General features: G+C 70.8%; 15 protein-coding genes. 7 read left to right on the forward strand and 8 right to left on the reverse strand.

What is annotated here, in order from left to right; translation table 11 throughout:
- The first annotated feature begins 3 nt into the window (after positions 1 to 3).
- From ACZ6S4_RS19740 to ACZ6S4_RS19750, 3 genes are all read left to right on the forward strand, one after another.
- A complete protein-coding gene (locus tag ACZ6S4_RS19740; RefSeq protein ID WP_465476317.1) occupies positions 4 to 1,515 on the forward strand; it encodes a hypothetical protein in 1,512 nt (503 codons plus the stop codon).
- A 239-nt stretch (positions 1,516 to 1,754) separates the two neighbouring features.
- On the forward strand, positions 1,755 to 3,608 hold the full coding sequence (locus tag ACZ6S4_RS19745; RefSeq protein WP_465476318.1) for a DEAD/DEAH box helicase: 1,854 nt from the start codon (positions 1,755 to 1,757) through the stop codon (positions 3,606 to 3,608).
- Positions 3,609 to 4,315: 707 nt separating this feature from the next.
- Positions 4,316 to 4,939, forward strand: coding sequence for a putative glycolipid-binding domain-containing protein (locus ACZ6S4_RS19750; RefSeq protein WP_465476374.1), 624 nt, complete (start codon positions 4,316 to 4,318; stop codon positions 4,937 to 4,939).
- On the opposite strand, the gene ACZ6S4_RS19755 is transcribed toward ACZ6S4_RS19750, so the two are convergent.
- The 3 genes from ACZ6S4_RS19755 to ACZ6S4_RS19765 all read right to left on the reverse strand — a co-directional run bounded on the left by ACZ6S4_RS19755 (position 4,936) and on the right by ACZ6S4_RS19765 (position 8,072).
- The gene (locus tag ACZ6S4_RS19755; protein WP_465476319.1) at positions 4,936 to 6,438 is read right to left on the reverse strand and encodes a hypothetical protein; all 1,503 of its coding nucleotides are present in this window, start codon (positions 6,436 to 6,438) and stop codon (positions 4,936 to 4,938) included. The two genes, ACZ6S4_RS19750 and ACZ6S4_RS19755, sit on opposite strands and share 4 nt — an antisense overlap.
- Before the next feature lie 74 nt (positions 6,439 to 6,512).
- A complete protein-coding gene (gene cds1 / locus ACZ6S4_RS19760; RefSeq protein WP_465476320.1) occupies positions 6,513 to 7,607 on the reverse strand; it encodes an L-cysteine desulfhydrase Cds1 in 1,095 nt (364 codons plus the stop codon).
- A gap of 3 nt (positions 7,608 to 7,610) precedes the next feature.
- Positions 7,611 to 8,072 (reverse strand): Lrp/AsnC family transcriptional regulator, encoded by a 462-nt coding sequence (locus ACZ6S4_RS19765; protein WP_465476321.1) that lies wholly within the window; start codon positions 8,070 to 8,072, stop codon positions 7,611 to 7,613.
- A gap of 221 nt (positions 8,073 to 8,293) precedes the next feature.
- On the opposite strand from ACZ6S4_RS19765, the gene ACZ6S4_RS19770 reads away from it, so the two are divergent.
- A complete protein-coding gene (locus ACZ6S4_RS19770) occupies positions 8,294 to 8,569 on the forward strand; it encodes a BldC family transcriptional regulator (RefSeq protein WP_125808202.1) in 276 nt (91 codons plus the stop codon).
- Here ACZ6S4_RS19770 and ACZ6S4_RS19775 read toward each other — a convergent pair.
- The 5 genes from ACZ6S4_RS19775 to ACZ6S4_RS19795 are packed head-to-tail and all read right to left on the reverse strand — an operon-like array spanning position 8,542 to position 13,238.
- Complete coding sequence (locus tag ACZ6S4_RS19775) at positions 8,542 to 9,177, reverse strand: UbiX family flavin prenyltransferase (protein WP_465476322.1); 636 nt, start codon at positions 9,175 to 9,177, stop codon at positions 8,542 to 8,544. The genes ACZ6S4_RS19770 and ACZ6S4_RS19775 overlap by 28 nt on opposite strands.
- Positions 9,178 to 9,202: 25 nt before the next feature.
- Positions 9,203 to 10,345, reverse strand: coding sequence for a hypothetical protein (locus ACZ6S4_RS19780; RefSeq protein WP_465476323.1), 1,143 nt, complete (start codon positions 10,343 to 10,345; stop codon positions 9,203 to 9,205).
- The gene (locus tag ACZ6S4_RS19785) at positions 10,326 to 10,853 is read right to left on the reverse strand and encodes a SigE family RNA polymerase sigma factor (RefSeq protein ID WP_360550801.1); all 528 of its coding nucleotides are present in this window, start codon (positions 10,851 to 10,853) and stop codon (positions 10,326 to 10,328) included. The genes ACZ6S4_RS19780 and ACZ6S4_RS19785 overlap by 20 nt, the downstream gene beginning before the upstream one ends.
- 31 nt (positions 10,854 to 10,884) lie before the next feature.
- Complete coding sequence (gene mqnP, locus ACZ6S4_RS19790) at positions 10,885 to 11,781, reverse strand: menaquinone biosynthesis prenyltransferase MqnP (protein ID WP_465476324.1); 897 nt, start codon at positions 11,779 to 11,781, stop codon at positions 10,885 to 10,887.
- Positions 11,778 to 13,238, reverse strand: a complete 1,461-nt coding sequence (locus ACZ6S4_RS19795) for a menaquinone biosynthesis decarboxylase (protein WP_465476325.1) — start codon at positions 13,236 to 13,238, stop codon at positions 11,778 to 11,780. The genes mqnP and ACZ6S4_RS19795 overlap by 4 nt, the downstream gene beginning before the upstream one ends.
- A 122-nt stretch (positions 13,239 to 13,360) precedes the next feature.
- Between ACZ6S4_RS19795 and ACZ6S4_RS19800 the strand changes: the two genes are divergently transcribed.
- The 3 genes from ACZ6S4_RS19800 (at position 13,361) to ACZ6S4_RS19810 (ending at position 16,176) form a co-directional block, all read left to right on the forward strand.
- Positions 13,361 to 14,296, forward strand: a complete 936-nt coding sequence (locus ACZ6S4_RS19800) for a hypothetical protein (RefSeq protein WP_465476326.1) — start codon at positions 13,361 to 13,363, stop codon at positions 14,294 to 14,296.
- A gap of 1,032 nt (positions 14,297 to 15,328) precedes the next feature.
- Positions 15,329 to 15,565: a hypothetical protein gene (locus ACZ6S4_RS19805; protein WP_465476327.1), complete on the forward strand. Its 237-nt coding sequence runs from the start codon at positions 15,329 to 15,331 to the stop codon at positions 15,563 to 15,565.
- Positions 15,562 to 16,176: a helix-turn-helix domain-containing protein gene (locus ACZ6S4_RS19810; protein WP_465476328.1), complete on the forward strand. Its 615-nt coding sequence runs from the start codon at positions 15,562 to 15,564 to the stop codon at positions 16,174 to 16,176. The genes ACZ6S4_RS19805 and ACZ6S4_RS19810 overlap by 4 nt, the downstream gene beginning before the upstream one ends.
- Positions 16,177 to 16,183 lie beyond the last annotated feature (7 nt).

Raw genomic sequence — 16,183 nt, forward strand, 5'->3', positions numbered from 1 at the left:
CCCGTGTCGGTCGCACCGAGCGCCAACGCCGCCCGCGCCACCGTGCCGGGCGCCATCGATCCCGCCGGCGCCCGGGCCACCACCTGGCCCAGCGGCCAGGCCAAGATCTACGGCCGCACGGCGGACAAGCCCAGCACCGATGGCACCCCCAAGGACGACTCCGGCACACCGGCCAAGCCGAACGGCACCGTCCAGTCGAATACGACTGACCAGCAGAGCACCGCCGCCAAGTCGGATACAGCTTCCAAGTCGGATATTTCCGGCAGGACGGCAGCTCCCGAGGCCGGCGCCGAAAAGGCCGGCGGAGACAAGACCGGCGGAGACGGGGCCAGCGGGGAAAAGGCAGGCGCGGTCAGCTGGATGAGCGTCGGCGACCGCCCCCGCCAGCCCACCTCGAGCAACACCGACCGCTCCACCACCGGCGACAAGCCCGGCACGAAGCCGCAGAGCACAGCCCCCGCCACGGCGGACCCCTCCAGCCCGGCCCCGTCCAGCCCGGCCTTCTCCAGCCCGGCCCCCTCGATCCCGGCCCCGTCCAGCCTGGCCCCGTCCAGCCCGGCCTTCTCCAGCCCGGCCCCGTCCAGCCCGGACCCCTCAGGCCCCGACCCCTCCAGCCCGGATCCCACTCTGCCGGAGCCGTCGACCCCGGAGCCGGTCAAGCCCGCACCGGCCAAGCCCGAGCCCACCCGGCCGGAGCCGGCCCCGCTGCCGACCCCGCACCCCACTCCCACCCCGAGCCCGGCCCCGCAGCCAGGCCCCGCACCGAGCCCCACACCCGGCCCGGCACCCAGCCCCACGCCGCCCGGCCCCGTACCCCCGGGCCCCGGTCCCAGCCCGATCCCGCCCGGCCCCGGCCCGAGCCCCATCCCGCCCGGCCCCGGCCCCAGCCCGATCCCGCCGGGTCCCGGCCCGAGCCCCGTACCGCCGGGTCCCGGCCCGTCGCCGGTCCCGGGCCCGCCGCCGGCTCCCTTCCCCGGGCCGCCGATGATCTCCAACGCCGGCGGCTCCCAGGCCCCCGGCGCCCTCCCGGCGTACACGATGCCGGCCGCCGCTCCTTCCGGTCAGTACGGCAGCCCGGCACCCGCCGGCAACGGCTCGACCTCGTACGGGGTAGGCGCATCGGGCGGTGCCCGGCAGCCGTTCGGCGGACCGGCGGCTCAGGTGAGCACCCCGGTGACGTACGGCTCAGGTTCCGCTGCGTCGGGATCCGGACAGTCCACCGCCGTGCCGCAGCAGCGGGGGCAGGGCACCGTCTACGGCGGCCTGGCGGACTACGCGCCGGCTGACATGACGATGCCGGTGAACGTCAATCCGGTGGAGAACTCCGGTTCGCTGACCGGCCACATCCTGGCCCAGGGCTGGCGGGACGGGCCCGACAACCAGCGGCGCAGCAACGTCAAGGTGGCTGTGGCGATGCTGATCGTGCTGCTCGTCCTGGTCGGGGTGAGCCTCCTTTTCCTCTTCACCGTCGGCGATGCGTTCAGCGACATGATCGGTGGCGTTTTCAAGCAATGAGTTGTCGCCGGCGACGGATGCCCCTAAGCTGGCGAGGTTGCGCCGAAGGGTGAGCCTGCCCACTACCGGCGCGGAATGCGGGCAGTGTCGAGGACGTTGACCCGTACACTGATGGAAGTAATTAACCTGGCGTGCCCTCAACGAGCACGCCACGGGCGTTCTTGCGGTCATTTCAGCGGCCGGCTGTTGGTAGCCGCGGCGGGCCATACGCGAGCATGCGCCCCCGTAGAGAGGTTCTCTTGACCACTTTCGCTGATCCCAGCACGTTCCCGTCCGTTGAAGAAGTTCTCGCCGAGTCCGGCGGCACCCCCAGCACCGACGCTCCCGATGCCGCCCAGGTCACCCCTGAGGCCGCCGCGGAGCAGACCGAGACCCACGAGGTCGAGGTCGTCGAGACCCCCGCCACCGCCGTGCCGACCTTCGCCGAGCTGGGCATCCCCGCCGAGCTCGTCCGGGTGCTGAGCCGCGAGGGCATCATCGCCCCGTTCGAGATCCAGGCCGCGACCATGCCCGACGCCCTCGCGGGCCGGGACGTGCTCGGCCGTGGCCAGACCGGCTCCGGCAAGACGCTGGCGTTCGGCCTGCCGCTGCTCGCCCGCATCGCCAAGAGTGGCCGGGCGCTGCCGCACCAGCCCAAGGCCCTGATCCTGGTGCCGACCCGCGAGCTGGCCATGCAGGTGGCCGACGCGCTGACGCCGCTGGGCCGCTCGGTCGGCGTGTTCCTCAAGACCGCTGTCGGCGGCGTGCCGTACGACCGCCAGATGGACGCGCTGCGGCGCGGCGTCGAGGTCATCGTCGCCACCCCGGGCCGCCTCGGCGACCTGATCGAGCGGGGCGCGTGCCGGCTCGACGCGGTCGAGGTCACCGTCCTGGACGAGGCCGACCAGATGGCCGACATGGGCTTCCTGCCCGAGGTCACCGAGCTGCTGTCCAAGACCCCGGCGAACGCGCAGCGCCTGCTGTTCTCGGCGACGCTCGACGGTGACGTCGATGCGCTGGTCAAGCGGTTCATGCACGACCCGGTGACGCACTCCACCAACCCGGCGGAGGCCAGCGTCTCCACGATGGAGCACCACATGCTCCTGATCCCGCCGCACGACAAGTTCCCGATCACGGCGTCGATCGCCAACCGGGCCGGCAAGACCATTGTCTTCGCCCGCACCCAGATGGGCGTCGACCGGCTGGTCGACCAGCTCGCGGCGGTCGGCGTGCGCGCCGGCGCGCTGCACGGCGGCAAGACCCAGCGGGTACGCACCCGCACGCTGGCCGAGTTCAAGGAAGGCCGGACGAACGTGCTGGTCGCCACGGACGTCGCGGCGCGCGGCATCCACGTCGACGGCATCTCGCTGGTCATGCACGTGGACCCGCCGAAGGACCCGAAGGACTACCTGCACCGCGCGGGTCGCACCGCCCGGGCCGGCGAGTCCGGCGCGGTCGTGACGCTGGTCCTGCCCAAGCAGCGCCGCACCACGGCGTCGATGATGCTGAAGGCGGGCGTCACGCCGGCCGAGCTGCGGGTCCGCCTCGGCGACGAGCAGCTGGCCAACGTCACCGGGGCTCGCGAGCCCAGCGGTGTCCCGGTCAAGATCGAGCCCGAGCCGCGCGAGCGTGGCGACCGGCCGCGTCGCTTCGGTGACCGGCCGCAGCGTGGTGGCAGCAGCTACGGCGACCGTTCCCGCGGTGGCAGCAGCTACGGCGACCGGCCGCGCACCGGTGGCGGAGACCGTTCGTTCGGCGACCGGCCGCGGGGCAGCTTCAGCGGCGGCAGCAGCAGCGGCGGCGACCGCACCTACGGCGACCGGCCGCGTGGTGGCGAGCAGCGCTCGTTCAGCGACCGTCCCCGTGGCGAGCAGCGCACGTACGGCGACCGCCCGGCAGGCGACCGTTCCTACGCCGACCGTCCGGCAACGGGCGGCGACCGGCCGACGGGTGACCGTCCGTCGTTCGCCGACCGCCAGCGCGGCTTCGGCGATCGGACGGCGCGCAACCTGAGCGAGCGTCCGGGTGGCTTCCGCCGCGAGCCCGCTCGCAACGACCGGCGGGAGACCGGCAACGGCCGCTTCTCGACCGGCCGTCCGGCGCACACGCACTGATCCATAGCACGCGACAGAAGGCCCCGGCGCTCCGCGCGCCGGGGCCTTCTTCTGCGTAGCGGGGGTTCGCGCCCGGCCCGGAACGGGATGGCGGGGGTTCACGCCTGGCCCGGCAACGGGGTGGCCGGGGTTCGCGCCCGGCCCGGAACGGGGTGGCCGGGCCCGCCCCGAGCCCGGAACGGCGGGCTCGCGCCCAATCCGGAACGGGATGGCCGGGATTCGCGCCCGACCCGGAACGGGATGGCCGGGCCCGCCCCAGGCCCGGAACGGAACGGCGAGCTCGCGCCCGACCCGGAACGGGGTGGCCGGGCCCGCCCCGAGCCCGGAACGGCGGGCTCGCGCCCGATCCGGAACGGGATGGCCGGGGTTCGCGCCCGACCCGGAACGGAATGACCGGGCCCGCCCCAGGCCCGGAACAGAACGGCGAGCTCGCGCCCGACACAGAACGAAATGACCGGGCCCGCCCCAGGCCCGGAACGGAACGGCGAGCTCGCGCACGACCCAGAACGAAATGACCGGGCCCGCCCCAGGCCCGGAACGGAACGGCGAGCTCGCGCCCAACCCGGAACGAAATGACCGAGCCCGCCCCAGGCCCGGAACGGAACGGCGAGCTCGCGCACGACCCAGAACGGAATGGCCGGGCCCGCCCCAGGCCGGGAACGGCATAGCGGGGTTCACGGCGGGGCAGGAACGGGTAGTCGATGACTATGGCCGTTCTGCCGGGTTCACTCTTCTGGGATCGCCGCGACACGTCCGGTGCTGAGCATGCACTGGTGGATACCCATGCCGGGCTGCACGCCCGGGGCACAGCCGTGGCCGTCGATCCGATCGCCTACAGCGCCCGCTACGAGCTTCGCACCGGCCCGGACTGGGTCACGACCGCGCTCGAGGTCAGCACCGAGGGCGCCGGCTGGAGCCGTAGCTTGCGCCTGGAGTCCGAGGGTGGGCGGTGGCGGACCTCGACCGCTGAGCGGGGTGACCTGGATGCGGCGCTGACCGCCGGCGGTCACCCCGGGGCCGGTCTGCCCGGCACCGAGGACCCGGACCTGCTGTTCGGGGCTTTCGACGTCGACCTCACCGGTTCGCCGCTGACCAACACGTTGCCGATCCGGCGGCTGGGGCTGCTCAAGGCCGAGGCGGGGGTGGCCCACCGGGTCAGCGTCGCCTGGGTGCTGCTGCCCAGCCTGGAGATCGTGCAGGCGGACCAGATCTACACCGCGCTGGGCGACGGGCGGGTGCGTTTCGCCACCGAGACCTTCAGTGCGGACCTGGTCGTCGACGACGAAGGCTTTGTCGTGGACTATCCGGGGCTGGCCCAGCGGGTGCGCTAGACCTTGTCGCGGATCCAGGTCAGGCAGGTCTTGTCGACTGTCGTGAACGGCTTGCCGAACGCCTCGCGGGACGCCGGGTCCAGGTCGCGGTTCTCGCGCAGATAGAGCCGGACGAAGTCGAAGAGCGCGCCCTGGCCGTACTTGCGGGCGAGGCAGTCGGCGGTGAAGTGGCCGAAGCCGTAGAAGGCGTCGCTGGTGTCGGGGCTGGCGTTGTCGCCGGGGGCCTTCGCGGCGATCGACTTCGGGCGTTTGCTGCCGGCGAGCAGGGAGCGCACCGCCGAGCGGCGCCAGCTGTCCGTGGCGGATCTCGGGTACCAGCCGATGTACTCGGCGATGCCCTCCTCCAGCCACATGTCCTCGCTGCCGCCGGTCCGGTACGCACCACCGAGCGTGACGACGTGAGCGAGTTCGTGCTGGAGCGTGGTGGCGAGCACGTCGCTGTTCGTACGGACGGCGGAGATGTTGAGCACCACGTCGCTGCCCGAGTCCTTGAGCGGGATCGCGTAGCCGATGACCCATTTGTCGGTGATGCCGCCGTACCAGGTCTTCCACTGCTTCGCGCCGGCGACGTAGACGCGGTATCGGCGCTGGGGGTTACCGACCAGGCCGGCGAAGCGGTCGTTGACGACGGCGGCCTTCTCGGCGGCGGCGAGCACCTGCTTGAAGTATTTGCGCTCGGTGCGGTTGCCGATCACGGTGACCCGCTCGCCGGAGAGGAAGCTGAGGTCGCCGGATTCCCACGGGGTCGGCTGCTGGCGGCTGCGGCTCTTCTTCTCGGTGACCTTGGCGATCACGTACCGGCCGGTGACCTTTTTCAAGGTCAGGACCTGGCTGATCGTCGGCGGGCCGTCCGACGCGTTGTATTTCTCCTCCGGGCACTTGTCGGTGCTGAAGCAGTACGCGACCTCGGCCGTCACCTGGACCGTGCCGCTCTTGGCGTCGACGGGGTCGACGGAGGTCTGGTAGTCGAAGTGGCTGACGCCCAGCCCGCGCAGCGAGCGGAACATCGAGCTGTACCGGGCTTGGAGCTTGGACTGGCCCGGGTCGACGGCGGCCAGCCAGCCCTTCTCGTTGTTGGCCAGCAGGGCGGTTGCCTGGGCCTTGAGCGCCGCGGCGGCGGCCTCGGCCGGCGTCAGCGGGGTCCGCGCGGCAGTGCGCTCCGGCCCGGCCGCAGCGGCGCGCTCGTTGAGCGAGAGCGGCGCGCGGTTTACGTAGACGACACCGGCACCGACGGCGAGCGCGGCGACCAGCGCCAGCGCGGCCCCGACCAGCAGGCCACGGCCCCGGCGAGACGGCGGCGCAGGAGAAGGCACCGGGACGATGCCGGGCGGCAGGTCACCGACCTCGATCGGCGACTGCACAAAAGGGTGGGTCGAGGGAAAGAACTCACTGGCCTGCGGCGCCCGCTGACCAGGGATCTGGGCAAAACCGGCCGGCGGCGACGACCAGGGGCCGGACGGCATCGGCGGAGCGGCGGGTACTTCCTCGGCGTCGTGCACTGCGCTCCTCGAACCCGAAACCCGTCACAGGTCTCAGATCCTCCCAGGTCCACCGCCGCAGCGCTGCCCCCAATTCAGGCAGGCTCCCAGACGCCCGTGGCCAGGAACGTGTCAATCGCCGCCAGGTGTGGTTCGAGGGTGATGCCCTGCTCGGCGACCCAGGCGTCCGAGTAGTACGTGTCCGCGTACCGCTCGCCGCCGTCGCAGATCAGGGTGACCACCGACCCCTTGTGGCCCGCCGCCCGCATCTCGGCGATCAGGCCGAAGGCCCCGCACAGGTTCGTGCCCGTGGAGCCGCCGACCCGGCGCCCGAGCACCGCCGAGCCGGCCCGCATCGCCGCCAGCGACGCCGCATCCGGCACCTGCACCATCCGGTCGACCACCGCGGGCTGGAAGGAGGCCTCCACGCGGGGGCGGCCGATGCCCTCGATCCGCGAGCCGCGGCCGGTGGACACCGTCCAGTCGCCGGAGACGTAGGCCGGCCAGAACGCCGACCCTTCCGGGTCGACCACGCAGAGCTTGGTGTTCAGCTGCCGGTAGCGGGCGTACCGGCCGATGGTCGCGCTGGTGCCGCCGGTGCCGGCCCCGACCACGATCCACGCCGGTACGGGGTGCCGCTCCAGCCCCAGCTGCAGGTAGATGGACTCGGCGATGTTGTTGTTGCCGCGCCAGTCGGTGGCCCGTTCGGCGTGGGTGAACTGGTCCATGAAGTGTCCGCCGAGCTCGGCCGCGAGCGTACGGGCCGCCGCGACAACCGCCGTCGGGTCGGTGACGAGGTGGCACTTGCCACCCTGGAACTCGATCAGCGAGATCTTCTCGGGCGAGGTGCTCGCCGGCATCACCGCGATGAACTCGAGTCCGAGCATCCGGGCGAAGTACGCCTCGCTGACCGCGGTCGAGCCGGAGGACGCCTCGACGACCGGGGTGTGCGGGCCGATCCAGCCGTTGCAGAGGGCGTACAGGAAAAGCGAGCGGGCCAGCCGGTGCTTGAGCGAACCGGTGGGGTGTGACGACTCGTCCTTGAGATAGAGGTCGATGCCCCAGGAGCGGGGCAGCGGGAACGGCAGCAGGTGGGTGTCGGCCGAGCGGTTCGCGTCCGCCTCCACGAGCGCGATCGCCTCGCGGGCCCACTCGCGGGCGGTGTCGTCACAGCGGTCGTGCTGGTCCATGGCTCAGCCTGCCGTCGGGTCGAGGCCGGGCTGGGGGCGGTTCTCCCACTTCGTGGAGAGCGCGATGGCCGTCCTGGTCGACGCTACGCCGCGGGTCCGGTTGATGCGGACGATCAGCTGCTCCAGCTCGGCGATCGTGCCCACCCGGACGGTGAGCTGGTACGACTCCACGCCCGCCATGAAGTAGCAGGACTCGATCTCGGGCATCACCCGCAGCGCGGAGAGCACGTCGTCGGTGTCGGCGCCGGAGTCCTCGACGATGCCGATCAGGGCCGTGACGCCCAGCCCGATGGCCTCGTGATCGACCTCGGCCCGGTACGCCCGGATCGTGCCGGCGGCTTCCAGCTTGCCCACCCGCTCGTGCACGGCCGGCGCGGAGAGCCCCACCTGCCGGGCCAGCTCCGCGTACGAGGAGCGGGCGTTGTCCCGCAAGAGGTCGATCAGGCGCAGGTCGATGGCGTCCATGGTTTCAGAGGTTAGTGCGACACGTCCTGGTACCTCACGCCCGGTAGCGGGCTCCGACCGCCGGACGCAGCAAGGATAATGGTCAACGTCGCAATCGGGGCTTTTTCCGCATTTCAGCGACTTGCTGTTTTTGGCGATGCTCTAATGGCACTACGTCCCGATCGAGCACGCCGACACTCACTGTGACCAACGGCGCTCCAACACGACGCGAGGAGAGGGCCGTGGACACAGGAGATCGACTGCTGACGCCCGGGGAGGTGGCCGCGCTGTTCCGGGTGGACCCGAAGACGGTCACGCGCTGGGCAGCCGCCGGACGTATCGGCAGCATCCGTACTCCGGGTGGCCACCGCCGGTTCCGCGAGTCCGAGGTGCGCGCGCTGCTCGAGGGCGACGGTGTCGTCGAGGAGATGCGCGAGGACGACGCCGCCAACCGCCCGCGCAACGGCGGGCCCACCAATCCGGGGCAGAGCTACGGCCCGCCCAACGGACTGCGCTGATTCAGTTCTCCCGCCCATCGCGTGAAGAGCTGATGGGGTACGCCCAGAGCGTCGAGCACCTTGCCGGCCACGAAGTCGACCAGTTGGCCGGCGGTCGCCTGCGCGCCCGAGCCGTAGAAGCCGGGGCTGGCCGGCAGGACCACCGCCCCGGCGTCGTGCAGGGCGATCAGGTGCTCCAGGTGGCTGCGGGTCACCGGGGTCTCGCGGGGCACGACCACCGTACGGCGGCGCTCCTTGAGGTTCACCTCGGCGGCCCGCTGGAGCAGGTCCTTGGACAGCCCGATCGCGATGCCGGCACAGGCGGCCGTGCTGGCCGGCACGACCGCCATCCCCTTGGCCGGGTACGAGCCGCTGCTCGGACCGGCGGCCAGGTCACCGGCGGGCCAGTAGCTCAGGTCGCCGAGATCGCGCCCGAGCCACTGCTGGACATCGTCCTTCCAGTGCGCGTCCCGTACGGTCGCCCCGGTCTCGTCGAGCAGCGTCAACCTGGCCGCCTTGGAGACGACCAGGTCGACTGCTTCGCCGGCATCCAGGAGCCCGTTCAGGACAGCCTTCGCGTAGGGCGTGCCGGAAGCTCCGGAGACACCGACGATCCACGGGGTGCGCATGCTTCCAGCATGCCCCAGGCGATGATCAGCTGACGGCCTCGGTGGCCGCGAACCAGGTCGAGGAGTCGGTCGGGTCGGCGAACTCCACGCTCTTGAGCATCTTGATCATCTCGCTGTTGCCGATGAACCCGCCGCCGTTGAGCTCGACGAAGAACTTCTTGTCGGCGGTGTAGCGGTAGCAGAGACCTTCCTGCGGGCAGTAGGGGGCGTTCCCGGGCGAGGTGTACTTCTGCTCCTTCGCCGGGTAGACCTGCAGCGACAGGATCGGCAGCTGGGTGTCCTGCACGATGAACGGGTCGCCGACGGGGCCGGTGAGCTTCTCGTACGGGAAGTCGCCCTTGATCAGGCGCAGGAAGGACGTCCCGGCGAACGATGCCTCGAGGTAGTCCGAGGTCGTCCCGGCGGAGCCGAGCTCGAAGCCCGCGGGCACGTAACCCAGCTTGATGCCGACCTTGACCGGCTTCTCGGCTGCCCCGGTGAGGCCCTCGGCGATCGACGCCAGCTTCGTCGCGGGGTACTTGAGCCGGCCCTGCACGATGACCTGGGCCCAGGCGTCGTCGGCGTACTTCCAGGTGTAGGTGGACTCGGCGTACGGCGCCGGGAGGCCGGGCTTGATCGGGTCCTTCTTCTCACCCGCGTGGAACCAGCCGGCGCCCGCCTTGGGGTCCTTCTGTGCCTTGGCCGGGTTGAAGACACCCTTGGCGTACGTCACCACGTGCCCGATGACGTTCGGCGCGTAGTACCGCCCACCGTTCTTGTCCTCGTACGCCTGGCCCTTGCCCGGCGCCGTGATCGAGGCGACCTGGTAGCCCGGCGTCACCAGCACGGTGCCGTCGACGGTGAGGTCTCCCACGGTGTACTTCGCGAACGTGCCGGAGAACTCGGTGGACGGGTAGGCGAACGGCGTCTTGGCCGGCTTCTCGGCCTTCGAAGTGGGGGCTCCGGCGTTCACCGTCGTCGACTTGTCGTTGCCCGCGGGCAACAGCTGGGGCACGGCGACCGCCCCGGCCACGGCGAGCACGACGGCGGCCGATCCGGTGCCGGCCCACAGCGCCCGGCGCCGCTGCTGCCGCCTGCGTCCGGCCGTCAGGGCGTCCTGCACGCTGTAGCGCGGGGGCGGGGCATCCGACTTGGCGTCCTGCAACATCTCAGACAGCTCGTGCGGCACGGTAATTCTCCCTGTTGACGAACACCTCGGCGCCCATGGCGGTGCGCAGGGCTTCGAGGCCCCGCGAGGTGTAGCTCTTGACGGTTCCTTCTGGGCACCCCAGGGCCTCGGCGGTCTCCTGGATGCTCAGACCCTCCAGGTAGCGCAGAGTCAGCACGGCACGCAGCCGTGCGGGGATCTTCTGCAGTGCGTCACGGATTCGCAGCCGTTCGTCGACGGCGTTCGTGTCGTCACGCAGGTTGGGCCGGTCGGGCATGGCATTGCTCTGCGCGCGCTCCCGCCGCCACCACGGGCGGCGGGTCTCGTCGATCGCCGCCCGGACCACGGCGGTGCGCGCGTACGCGCCCGGGTTGTCGATGCGCCGCCACTTCACGTACAACTTTGCCAGCGCGATGAGGACCGCGTCCTCAGCCGCCTGCCAGTCGCCGCAGGTGAGATAGGCGAGCCCGCGCAGCGGCTCCATCTGCGCGGCTACGAAGGCGCTGAACTCCCTGTCTCTGTCACTCACAGCTGATAGACGGAAGTCGGCGGCCGGAAAGTTACAGCAGAATCAGATCAAGGACGGCGAAGACGAACAGGGCTATGCCCACGAAGCCGTTGGCCGTGAAGAACGCCCTGTTGACCTTGGAGAGGTCGGTGGGCGTGACGACGACGTGCTGGTAGGCGAACGCGACCGCGGTCAGGCCCAGGCCGATCCACCACAGCCAGCCGAGCCCGACGAGCTGGCCGAACCAGACGAACAGCGCGAAAGTCAGCACGTGGGTGGCGGTGGAGATGTGCAGCGCCGTGCGGATCCCGAAGCGGGCCGGGGTGGAGTGCACGCCGATCCGCCGGTCGACCTCGACGTCCTGGCAGGCGTAGATGATGTCGAAGCCGCCGATCCACAGCCCGACCGCGACGCCGAGCACCCAGGCCGGGCCCGAGCCGTCGAACGTGCCGGTGATCGCCAGCCACGCCCCGACCGGCGCGACGGCCTGCGCCAGTGCGAGCACGTAGTGCGGGAAGTTCGTGAACCTCTTCGCGTACGGGTAGATCACCAGCGGGATCACCGCGAGCGGCGACAGGACCAGGCAGAGCGGATTGAGCAGCGCCGCGGCGGCGAACAGCACGACCAGGGAAACGGCGGCGCCGGTCCAGGCCGTGCGCACGCTGACGGCCCCGGTGACCAGCTCGCGATTTCTGGTACGCGGATTCTGCGCGTCGATCTTGCGGTCCAGGATCCGGTTGGCCGCCATGGCGAAGGTGCGCCCGGACACCATGGCGATCGTGACCAGCAGCAGGTCGACCCAGCGCACCCCGGTGCCCGTGCGGTCCATCGCGACCAGGGCGGACAGGTAGGCGAACGGGAGCGCGAAGACCGAGTGCTCGATCGCCACCAGCTTCAGGAATGACTTGATCTTCCCTGGCTGCTCCGGCGCCGCGGCGACCGCTGTCATATGCCGTATTCCTTCCACCGCTTGTCGACCAGCGAGACGACCTCGTCCGCCATGGTCATCTCCTCCGGCCAGCCCCGGGTGTAGCCCTCGCCGGGCAGCTTACGGGTCGCGTCCAGCCCCGCCTTGCCACCCCAGAACTGCTGGTAGGAGGCATGATCGAGGTGGTCCACCGGGCCCTGGGTGATGAGCAGGTCGTGGTCGTAGTCGACGTTGCCGAAGGCCCGGAACGCCACCTCGTTGTAGTCGTGCACGTCGCAGTCCTCGTCGACGATCACGATGAGCTTCGACAGCGACATCAGGTGCGCGCCCCAGACCGCACTCATGATCTTTTGCGCGTGCTTCGGGTAGCGCTTGCGGATCGAGACGATCACGCAGTTGTGGAACACCCCGGCGGCCGGCATGTCGTAGTCGACGATGTCCGGGATCAGCATCTTCAGCAGCGGCAGGAAGATCCGCTCGGTGGCCTTGCCCAGACCGTGGTCCTCCTGCGGCGGCTTGCTGGTGACGATCGAGTGGTAGACCGGCTGCTTGCGCATCGTCATGCACTCGATGTGCAGCACCGGGAACGGCTCGACCGGGGTGTAGAAGCCGGTGTGGTCGCCGAACGGGCCCTCGGGCGCGCGCTCCCCCGGCTCCAGATAGCCCTCGAGGACGATCTGCGCCTGCGCGGGCACCTGCAACGGCACGGTCAGGCAGTCGACCATCTCCACCCGCTCGCCGCGCAGGAAGCCGGCGAACAGGTATTCGTCGATGTCGCCGGGCAGCGGGGCGCTGGCCGCATAGCTGACCACCGGGTCGCAGCCGATCGCGACGGCCACCGGCAGCCGCTCGCCCCGGCGCTCGGCGACGGCGTGGTGGGCGGTGCTGTCCTTGTGGATCTGCCAGTGCATCCCGAGCGTGTTCTTCGAGTGCTGCTGCAGCCGGTAGAGGCCGAGGTTGCGCTTGCCGGTCGCCGGGTGCTTGGTGTGGGTCAGCCCGTAGTTGTGGAAGATGCCGCCGTCACCGGGCCAGACCTGCAGGCCGGGCAGCTTACCCAGGTCCACCTCGTCGCCCTTGAGCACGACCTCCTGACAGGGGGCGCTCTTGACTTTCTTGGGCGGGACCGACTTGAGCTGAAGCACCTTGCCGATGCCCTCGCGGATGCCGGACCAGCCGACCGGCAGCTCCGGCTGGATCAGCGAGCCGATCCGGTTGCCGACGTCGTCGAGGCTGTCCACGCCCAGCGCCATGGCCATCCGCTTCTCCGTACCGAAGAGGTTGACGACGATCGGCATGTCACCGCGGGTCGGGCGCTCGAAGAGCAGGGCCGGCCCGCCGGCCCTGACGGTGCGGGTGACGATCTCACTGATCTCCAGCGTCGGATCGACCGGTACGCGGACCCGGCGCAGCTCACCGGCCGCTTCCAGGGCCGAGATGAAGCTCTGCAGATCGTGGTACGGGAAGCCCTTCGCAGCCATGTTCCCAGTCTCGCACCACGGGACGGCAAGTGATCGGCGGGCGGGAACCGTCACCGGGGGATCTCATCCGGCGTTGAGCCAGAGATGTGGTTTCCGCGCTGGTCAGGGGCGAGGTGGGCAGCTTGAAATTCCGGTCCGTGGCGCGCTGGTGCGCCCTGGGTGGCCTGGTCACGGCGCTGGCGACGGCCGCTCCGGCCGCCTCGCACCGCAGCCACCGGCTGCCCGCGTGCCCGGGCGGTGAGGCGTCTGTCACAGCGCCGACCGAGCCGGCCGGCCGCAACGCCCGCAAGGCCTGCCGGGCCACGGGACCGATCCTGGAGTCCGGCGTCCGGCTCGACCGGATGCGCGAGCGGGCCACCCCGAGCGGCTACCACCACCTCGGCGCGGGCACCGGCGGCGAGTGGGGCGGGGTCTCGGGCCGCATCGAGATCGTGGACGGCGCGGTCCGGCGCAACACGTACGACTTCGTGGCCGGCCGCTTCATGGTCAAGCGCGACATGGGCGCCGGTTCCATCGCCTGGCTGGAGGCGGGCTGGGCCGAGACGGGCTGGGCCGGTGGCGGCCGTCAGCACATCTACACGTTCAACACCAACTCCAAGACCTGGCAGTTCTACGACCAGTACCAGCTCAAGCCGGGCGACAAGGTCTGGCTGGACCTGCACACGGACGCGAACAACGTCTGGCAGGCGTGGCTGTGGTGGAACAACCGGTGGAACCTGCTGACCGCGCAGCAGCTGCCGGTCGGCTCCCGGGCGTACGTCGAGCAGTACGTCGAGGTCCACGTCGACCCGAGCCGCCCGGCCCGGGTGGTGGTCCCCCCGGTGACCGTGGACAACGTCCAGCTCCGCCCGCCGGACGGCGGCTCGGCCCGCTACTGGCGCGACGACGTCGACACCCAGATCGGCGACCAGGCCCAGCAGCGGGCCGGCGGCTTCTGCCTGAACTGGGTGACCCGCTTCGACACCTGGACGGCCGGCGACTGTGCCGGTGGCGCGGGTGCCGGCTCGCCCGACCGGCCACCGGCCGCCGTCACGCCCTCCGCGGAAGAGCGCCCGTAACGCGACGGGGTGCACCTGGCACCACCCGATCGTGGTCGTCCATAATCGGCCAAAAGTGTTCATACCGCCGACGTGCAAAATTGGTCATCACGAAATCGCCCGCAACATGGTCACGCGTATTGGATCGAGAGCACACGCTGGGTGCGTGACTCTGCGTGCCCGACCGGGCAAGCCGGACAAGTACGACACGAGGCATTCACGGTGCCGGGCCCCAGAGAAATGGCGTCGCTTTCTTGGCCGGCAACGTCGGCATCCGTTTCCGGCGCAATCGCATGATCGGTTTCGGAAGGTGTGCACTGGCGAGCGCCGGATTCCGGCTAATACGTCCGGGCGGCATCGGTGGCTCGATCTCATGATTGCGAAAGATCAAACTCGCGGCGCCTCCCCCGAACAGCCGACCGGAGGTAATTCGAGCGGTTGGACTTTCGGCGAGCCCTCCGTCCCGGATGCTCGAACCACGTTTCGCGGCGTTGCGGAGGTTGCGCCAGCATAACGGGCGTCCGGTTGTCTCCGTCCAGCTCACCGACCTGCGACGCGATCATCGCGGTGCACAGCGTTGCGCGTTGTTTCCCCTCCGTTGTCCGGCGCCGGCCGGGACGGCACCCTGAACCGCGTCGTACCCCTGGTCCGTCGCCGCCTTCTGGCCTGGACGGGAGACGCCGAGTACGGTGGGCCCCGCGGGAGTCTCCGCACCGACACTGCGTCCGGTTGGTCCTGGGCTGGTATCGGTACCGCAACACCGCGGAAAGCAGCTGTGGTGGCCGTCTTTCCGCACGATAGAGGGACCGCCGGAGCAGGTTGACCGGCCGGTCCCTCTATTTCTTTCCGCGCCTTTCCGAGCGCCGAAAATGGGTGCCGGAACATGAGCACGATTCTCGTATCCCGGCTGTCTCGTTTCACGCCACCCGCTCCGCAGCGTTATCGCAGCTGTGGCCGCGCCGGCGCGCTCTGGGGCAGAATGGCGGCCGACACCAAGCCGATCCCGTCCACCACCGGGATTGCCCAGGACCACCACCGGAAAGGCAGTCCACAATGCTCAATTGCCCCATTCCCATCCGGCCGGCGGATGACCCGCCGGCCATCGCCCGCGTCACCATTTTTGTCGTCGTGGTGAGCTACGGCATGACGATGCTGCACGAAGGTGCCGCTCCGGACACAGTCGTCGCCACCCTCACCGGCCTCGGCCTGCTCGGCGCCGTCATTGCCGGCTGGGTGCTGGACGGCCCACGGCCTACCACGCTCGTCCCGGGCTGGGCGGGCGCCCGATGAGCCGCCGGAGCGACAGCGCACCCCGCCACGCGATGGGCGCCGGCGAACCCGTCATGACGCACCCGGCCGGCCCGCCCAGCCTCACGCCCACCCGGGCCGACGTCAGTCATCTGCTCGCCCAGCACGGTCAGGAACGAGCCTCGCTGAAGGCGCAGCTCCTCGACGGCGCCGAGGCCGGCACGCTGCTGGCCGAGGAGCTGACCTGGGCCCACGTGAGCGCGGGCCGGCGTCCGCTCGCCGAGATCGGTGACGCGGTGGGTTACAGCAAGGCCACCATCTCGAAGGTGCTGTCCGGCAAGATGCCACCCGCCTGGCATCTGGTCCGCAAGCTCGGAGTGACGTTCGGGGTTCCGGCCGCGAAGGTCAAACAGGAGTGGCATCCCCTGTGGATCGCCGCGGACATGCACCGCCGCAGCGCGCACTCCCGCAAGGTCGAGGCCGGCGTGCCCGCGGCGCCGGCCGGGCAGCCCTGCCGGGAGTGCGGTGCCGGCGTCCTGGACGCCGGGCGGCACGCCGCCTGGCATGCGCGGGTGGAGAAAGCACCTGGCTGGACGGCCGAGGTCGCCCAGTGGGACATCCTCCGCAACGCCGTGCCCAGGCACGACCGGTAGGTGACGT

This window comes from Actinoplanes sp. NPDC051405, from assembly GCF_055586185.1.